Origin of the sequence: Hyphomonas sp., assembly GCF_037969335.1 — a bacterium.
In the GTDB taxonomy this organism is placed as follows: Bacteria; Pseudomonadota; Alphaproteobacteria; order Caulobacterales; family Hyphomonadaceae; genus Hyphomonas.
In genome coordinates, this window is record NZ_JBBKXE010000012.1 from 1 (window position 1) to 6,004 (window position 6,004).

A 6,004-nucleotide genomic window follows, 5' to 3' on the forward strand; every position below is an offset into this window, starting at 1 on the left:
TCGCTCAGCACGTCAATTCGTTCCAGCGCCGAAAGCGGGATCATGGACAGGTCGACGAAATCGCCGATCCGCGAGGTCGGTGCCAGCCGGCGTCCATTGAGCAGCGTGAGCGTCGCGCCCGACCCGAGGCCGCGCAGGTTCGGACCGCTCGCGAACGTGTTATTATAGGACGAGCTTTCGTCGCCAGGCACGCCGACCGGCGTGAACTCGGTGGAACCGCCACCGAAATTCTGCGGTAGGGTCCGGATGAATTGTTCGGTCGATGTCACGCCGGTCGATAGGATATCGTCGCGCGTGTACATTTGCAGCGGCGAGCTCTCCGGCGCGATTCCGCGCAGGCTCGTGCCTGTCACCCTGACGGCATCGACCCGCAGCGTATCTTCGGTATCTGCTGACTGGGTCACCCGTCCGGCATTACGCTCAGGCTCGGGATCCGACCGGGTATCCTGGCTGGGCGCTGTGACCTGGGGCTGGGTTGTCGTTACTTCCCGTCGCACCAGCAGCGCGCGTCCCGGCCCTTCGACAATGATGAAGGGCGATGCCTCCAGCAAGAGCGATAGCGCGGCTTCCGGCGCATGGTCACCATGGACGGGCCGGGCCATATGACCCGCCACGTCCCCTTCGGAAAACAGGACCGGCCTGCCCGACTGGGTACTGAACTTTCGCAGCGCCTCACCAAGCGGCATGGCTTCTATCTCGAATGCAATGGCTGGCGCTGGCGTGTCCGGCGCGGCCATCGCGGGCTCCAGCACAAAGGCTGTCATCAGCGCGATTGCCGCTGTGCCGGCACGGCACCGCTTTGCAAAATATGTTCTTCCCATCTTGCCCTCCAAGGCTCTGTATGACCCGGCGATGCAGACGGCTTCTGCAGCACCCGGATCATCAACAAGCGATCTTGGACATCGGGCAATTTTTTAGGGCGCGTTCTGTCAAGACGCGACAATTTTACGTTTGAAACAAGGCGGTGACGCCTGTCACTCGACCAGGTCGACGGGACAGGTTTCCAGGCCGTAATTGAGCAGGCCTCCGCGCTGGCGCACCCGTTCGCCAGCTGGCTCCAGACGACTATAGCGGTTAAGCAGGCTGTTGATCATTTGCGCCGCTTCACTGCGGGCGATCCCGGCGCCCATGCAATGATGGATACCATGCCCGAACGTGGCCTGCTTGATCATGTTGGGACGTTTGAGAATGAACGCGTTCGGGCGCTCGAAAACAGCCGGGTCCCGGTTGGCGGACGCGTGGAAGATCGCCACCCAGTCGCCTGCCTTGATCCGGGCACCGCCAATCTCGTAATCCTGTGTGCAGACCCGGTGAAGCCGCTGGACTGGCCCGTCGCGGCGAAGGCTTTCCTCGATGAAGGCGCGTACCAGTGAACGGTCGGCGCGCAGTGTGGCATACATTTCCGGATCGTCGGCCAACACGTCGACAAGGTTGCCAAGCAGGTAGCCTGTCGTCTCGGCGCCCGCGACGACCAGTGTCAGGCAGAAACGCACGACTTCTTCATTGGTTAGCTTGATTCCATCTGACTCCGCCTGGATGAAGGCGGACATGAGGTCATCGGGCACCGGCTTGCCAGATTCAATATCCGCGTAGCGTTGGTTGACCGCTGACTGGTAATAGTTCCAGAGTTCAATATTGCATTTCTGACGCTCGCCAATGGTGAAATCAGAGGTCACCATGAACGCATTGGCCCAACGGCGCAGCAAGACATAGTCTTCCTCCGGCGTACCGATCAGCTTCGTCATCACGAGCGCTGGGAGATTGGGCGCAAGGTCGCGCATGAAATCCACCTTGCCGCCGCCGATCCAGTCGAGCTGTGTCTCGACCGTCGTTTCCATCCACGGCGCGACGTCGCTCATGACCCGTTTGGGCGAGAAGGCCATCTGGGCGATCTTGCGTAACTCCGCATGGCGCGGGTCATCATGGTTGACCAGCATCAGGGTCGGCGCTTCGGACTCTTCCTGCATGATGTCTCGCGATGAAAAGACGTCGGCGCGGCGACAGACTTCCTGAACGTCCGCGTGCCTGAGCACGACCCAGGCCGGATAGGGCTTGTCCATCCCGGGGATCGTGCCGGGCGGGTAGTCCTCGAGGCCGAACTGGATCGGCTTGTCGCGCAGGTGTTCGTAATAGGGATAGGGATTTGCCATGACCTCCGGGGAATAGAGGTCGCGGACATGGAAATCGTCAGGAATAATGGGCAGGGTCTTGGCGTGTGTCATCTGGTGTTCTCCCGGCTGCAGCGGCCCAGCATGGCGCTGGCAACCGGCATGAATTCTGGTGGTTTGGCGTGAACCTGAATTTGTTGCTTTCGAATTATTGTGTCCTTAGGACCTTTTTGTCACATGGCAGAACTCCTGCATGGCGGGATTGATGCATGATCGGTGTTTGAAGGCCGATCCGACTTCGCTTATTGTCGGAGCCGAAACAATGAACCGGAGACCGCATGGACCTCTCGAAGCGCAAACAGGCGAGCAGCGACTTCCTCGACCTGTTTTTCCCGATCCACTACCTCGTGGGCATGCAGATTGAAGACGCCCTGAAATGTGGCGTGCTCACCCGCCAGCAGGCCTGTCTTCTCTGGACGATCCATACGCGCGGTGTGGATGGCCGGAAGATGCGCCGCAAGGACATCGCGAGTGCGCTTGCGTCCTGGTACGAGGTGACAAGTTCGGCCATCTCGAAATCCCTGCGCGCCCTGTCCAAAGCGCCGCTGAACCTGATTACGATGACCGAGGACCCTCAGAACGGGCGCGAGAAGTTCGTGACACTGACGCCTCGCGGAATCCAGTTTGTCGAAAGCATGATGCGCAATGGCAGTGCATTCCTGGACACGATGGTCGATCGGCTCAGCGACGACGAGATCAGGTCCGGCATTCATTTCCTGGCGCGTGTCACGGAGGTTCATCACGAGCTGGCCGCGGAGGCGGCGGCGAAGCAGAAACCGAAGGTACGTCGCACCGCCAAGCCGAAAGAAACGGCCTGATATTCGAGGGCGGGATCCGGTTTCAGACATTATAACAGACTCTCTCGCCCTCAGCGTTCGGGTGTCGTCAGATCGAACGCCACATGCGCGGCCTGGGCGCTGTCCTGGAAATCCCGGAACCTGACAACCTGACCGTCCCGAATGGTGAGGATGTGGGCATAGTCGGCCGCATACAGGCGGCCCGTGGCCTTCAGCACCATGCGCAAGTGTCCGGTGACGGCCACCTTGTCGCGCTCGGAGATGAACTCGTCCTGGCGGAACTCCTCGATATCCACGTCATTACCGACATGGCCGAAAAAGATCTTGCACTTCTCCTTGCCGCGAAAAATGCCCGCGAACGGAATCACGCTCGGTCCGTAGAATTCGATCGTGCAATCGTCCGACATGACGCCGAACAGTTTGTCAAAGTCGCCTTCATGCACACCGGCATACCAGGCCTGGGCCGCTTCCAATGGTGTCTTTTTCATGTCTGATATCCCCTGGCTGCGCCGTTAGAACTGGGTGGAAAGTTCGAGACCGAATGTGCGCGGCGCACCCAGTGAACCGACGAATTCTGCGCCATAGGTTGTCCCGGTCAGGATCTGGTTGGTGAAATAGGTCTCGTCGGACAGGTTCTCGCCGAACAGCGCCACCTTGTAGCGCCCGCTGGCAGGCGCATACGTGGCCCGGGCCCGCACGACACCGTAGCTGTCCTGTGACGCCGCCTTGATGTTGAACACTGTGAAAAAGATTTCGTCCTGCCAGGCATAGTCGGCCCGCAATGTGACGTCGCCGCCGAAGGCCGCAAAATCTGCCTGTGCACCGACATTCAATTTCCATTCCGGCGCACGGGGCAGTCTCAGCCCATCGAGGTTTCGCAGAGTTGAGCCGGGATCGTCGCTCAGGGGGGCAGGCCGCAACGGCTCGGTCAGAGTACCTTCAGTGAAGACTGCGTCGAGATAGGTCACTGACCCGTCGATCTGGAAAATATCGCTGAGCAAGGCGGCAAATTCGAATTCGGCCCCTTTGACTTCAGCCTTGCCCACATTCCGGATGATGGGCTGGTTGGCGATTGAATCCTGAGCCTGCAGGTTTGTGTAGTCATACATGAAGGCTGCAGCATTGAGGCGCAGGCGGTTGTCGAGAAGCGCTGCCTTGACGCCGCCCTCATAGGCCCAGATTTCCTCCGGTTCATAAGGCGTCCGCTGGCTGGATCCGATATTGTACCCGCCACTCTTGAAGCCGCGCTGGGCGCTGGCATAGAGAAGCAGGTCGTCTGCGGGGGTCCATTCGAGAGCAACTTTCGGCGTCGTCGCATCAAAGGTGGCCGGCCCGTCTACTGGCGCGACCACGAAGCCGAACGGGTCTGGCTGGACGCCATCGCGACTGTCGCTGACTGCGTTGGGGAAGAACAGGATTTCTGGCGCGAAACGAACCAGATCGCCGCCCGGCACTGCCGGGAGGAAGGCGAGATCGAAATTCTGGAACCCATCGCGCTCTTCCTCGGTATAGCGCACGCCAGCTTTCAGTGTCAGTGTATCGGTCAGGTCGAAGCTGGTATCGATGAAGATGTTGAAGGCTTCGGTTTCCTGGCGCCCGTTCAGGTGAAGCTCACAGCAGAGCGTGCTTTCAGGAATGTTGACCGGGAATGGCGGCAGGACGTTCGCCGCCTGCAGGTCAAGCAGGCCCTGAGTGAGGATCGGCTCCCAGAAGTCGCCGAAGATATTGTTCTGGATGTCATTCTCTTCCGAGAAGTACCCGCCTCCGGCAATCCAGCTGAAGCGACCATCTGAAGGCGAAGTGACCTGGAAATCGGCATTCCATTGCTCATGGTCTTCGGCACGGTGAATATAGGTGTTGAACGTGTCTCCGAGGTCGAACGAGTCCTGGAAATCGGGATTGGAGTTCTTGTAGCCGGTTATCACCTGGACCTCATAGTCACCGACAGCCCAGTCGAGGCGGCCCGTCAGCCCCCACACGGTTGTATTGTTGAAATAGTCGACGGCCGAATAGATGTCGCGTGATGCCGGCGCCGAGATACGGCCGCTGTTCTTGATGCCGAAATAAGGCAGCGTTTGGGATCCTTCGCGTGTGCTGAGCCAGCCAGGCACTTCTTCCTGGTATCCCAGGCTCGCGAAGTGGAAGACATTGGCGCGGTCGTCGGCTTCATAATAATCGCCCGACAATGTGAGCATCGCCGTTGGCGTCAGATCGAGTTCGACCGTGGCACGGGCCGTGATGTCGTGCTTGTCCTCCGCATCGAATGTGCGGTCAGGTTGCGATGGCGGGAGGGTCTCGCGTGGCAGGTGCACCGTGGTAAAGCCGCTGCGGTCTTCCTTCTGGACAGCCAGGCGCGCCCGCACCCTGTCGTTGATCGGCCCGCTGAGCGCTGCGAACACCTGCGTGCGATCAAAATTGCCGACGATCAGGCGCGCCTCGCCTGAGAATTCGTCAGTCGGACGCTTGGTAATGATATTCACGGCGCCGCCGGTGGCGTTGCGCCCATAGAGCGTCCCCTGTGGTCCGCGCAAGACTTCCAGCCGTTCAACATCAAAGAAGCCGGGTCCGATGGCTGCGGCGCGCGACAGATAAACGCCGTCGAGATAGGTCGCCGTGGAGCTGTCGGCACCTGCCACGATAACCGGCGTGCCGATACCGCGAATAAAGATGGACGTGTCGCCCTGATAACTGGAAACCTGAAGGCCCGGAACGAGGTCCGCCACGTCCTCAACGGACTGGACCGACCGGGCTAGCAAGGCATCGCTGTCGAGCGCTGAAACGGAGGCGCCGGTATCCTGGATACTTTCCTCGCGGCGGGTGGCCGTTACCGTCACCGTATTCAGTGTACGGGATTCCGGCTCTGCCTCGGATGGTCCGGAGGCATCCTGCGCGGCGGCTGTATTCAAGACCAAAGCAAAAGCACACACCGACACGGTGGCGCGAAGAGCGCGTTTCAACATTATTTCCTCCCGTCCCCCGCAGCGCGAGGGTTTGTTTATTATGCGCTTAGATGTCTTCCGTTGATTGTTGCCGTCAAGA

Annotated in this window: 5 protein-coding genes; 1 reads left to right on the forward strand and 4 read right to left on the reverse strand. The window is 59.9% G+C overall.

Features of this window, described 5'->3' with window-relative positions:
* Window positions 1-821 (reverse strand): TonB-dependent receptor (locus tag AADA04_RS00795; protein WP_340691325.1); only part of this gene is annotated, 821 nt, incomplete at its 3' end.
* 153 nt (window positions 822-974) lie between these two features.
* On the reverse strand, window positions 975-2,222 hold the full coding sequence (locus tag AADA04_RS00800; RefSeq protein ID WP_340691326.1) for a cytochrome P450: 1,248 nt from the start codon (window positions 2,220-2,222) through the stop codon (window positions 975-977).
* A gap of 224 nt (window positions 2,223-2,446) precedes the next feature.
* Between AADA04_RS00800 and AADA04_RS00805 the strand changes: the two genes are divergently transcribed.
* Window positions 2,447-2,986: a winged helix DNA-binding protein gene (locus AADA04_RS00805; protein WP_340691327.1), complete on the forward strand. Its 540-nt coding sequence runs from the start codon at window positions 2,447-2,449 to the stop codon at window positions 2,984-2,986.
* Between the two features lie 50 nt (window positions 2,987-3,036).
* Here AADA04_RS00805 and AADA04_RS00810 read toward each other — a convergent pair whose 3' ends face one another.
* The gene (locus AADA04_RS00810; RefSeq protein ID WP_340691328.1) at window positions 3,037-3,453 is read right to left on the reverse strand and encodes a nuclear transport factor 2 family protein; all 417 of its coding nucleotides are present in this window, start codon (window positions 3,451-3,453) and stop codon (window positions 3,037-3,039) included.
* A gap of 24 nt (window positions 3,454-3,477) precedes the next feature.
* Window positions 3,478-5,925 carry a TonB-dependent receptor gene (locus AADA04_RS00815; RefSeq protein ID WP_340691329.1) on the reverse strand — a complete coding sequence of 816 codons (2,448 nt, stop codon included), beginning with the start codon at window positions 5,923-5,925 and terminating at the stop codon, window positions 3,478-3,480.
* Window positions 5,926-6,004 lie beyond the last annotated feature (79 nt).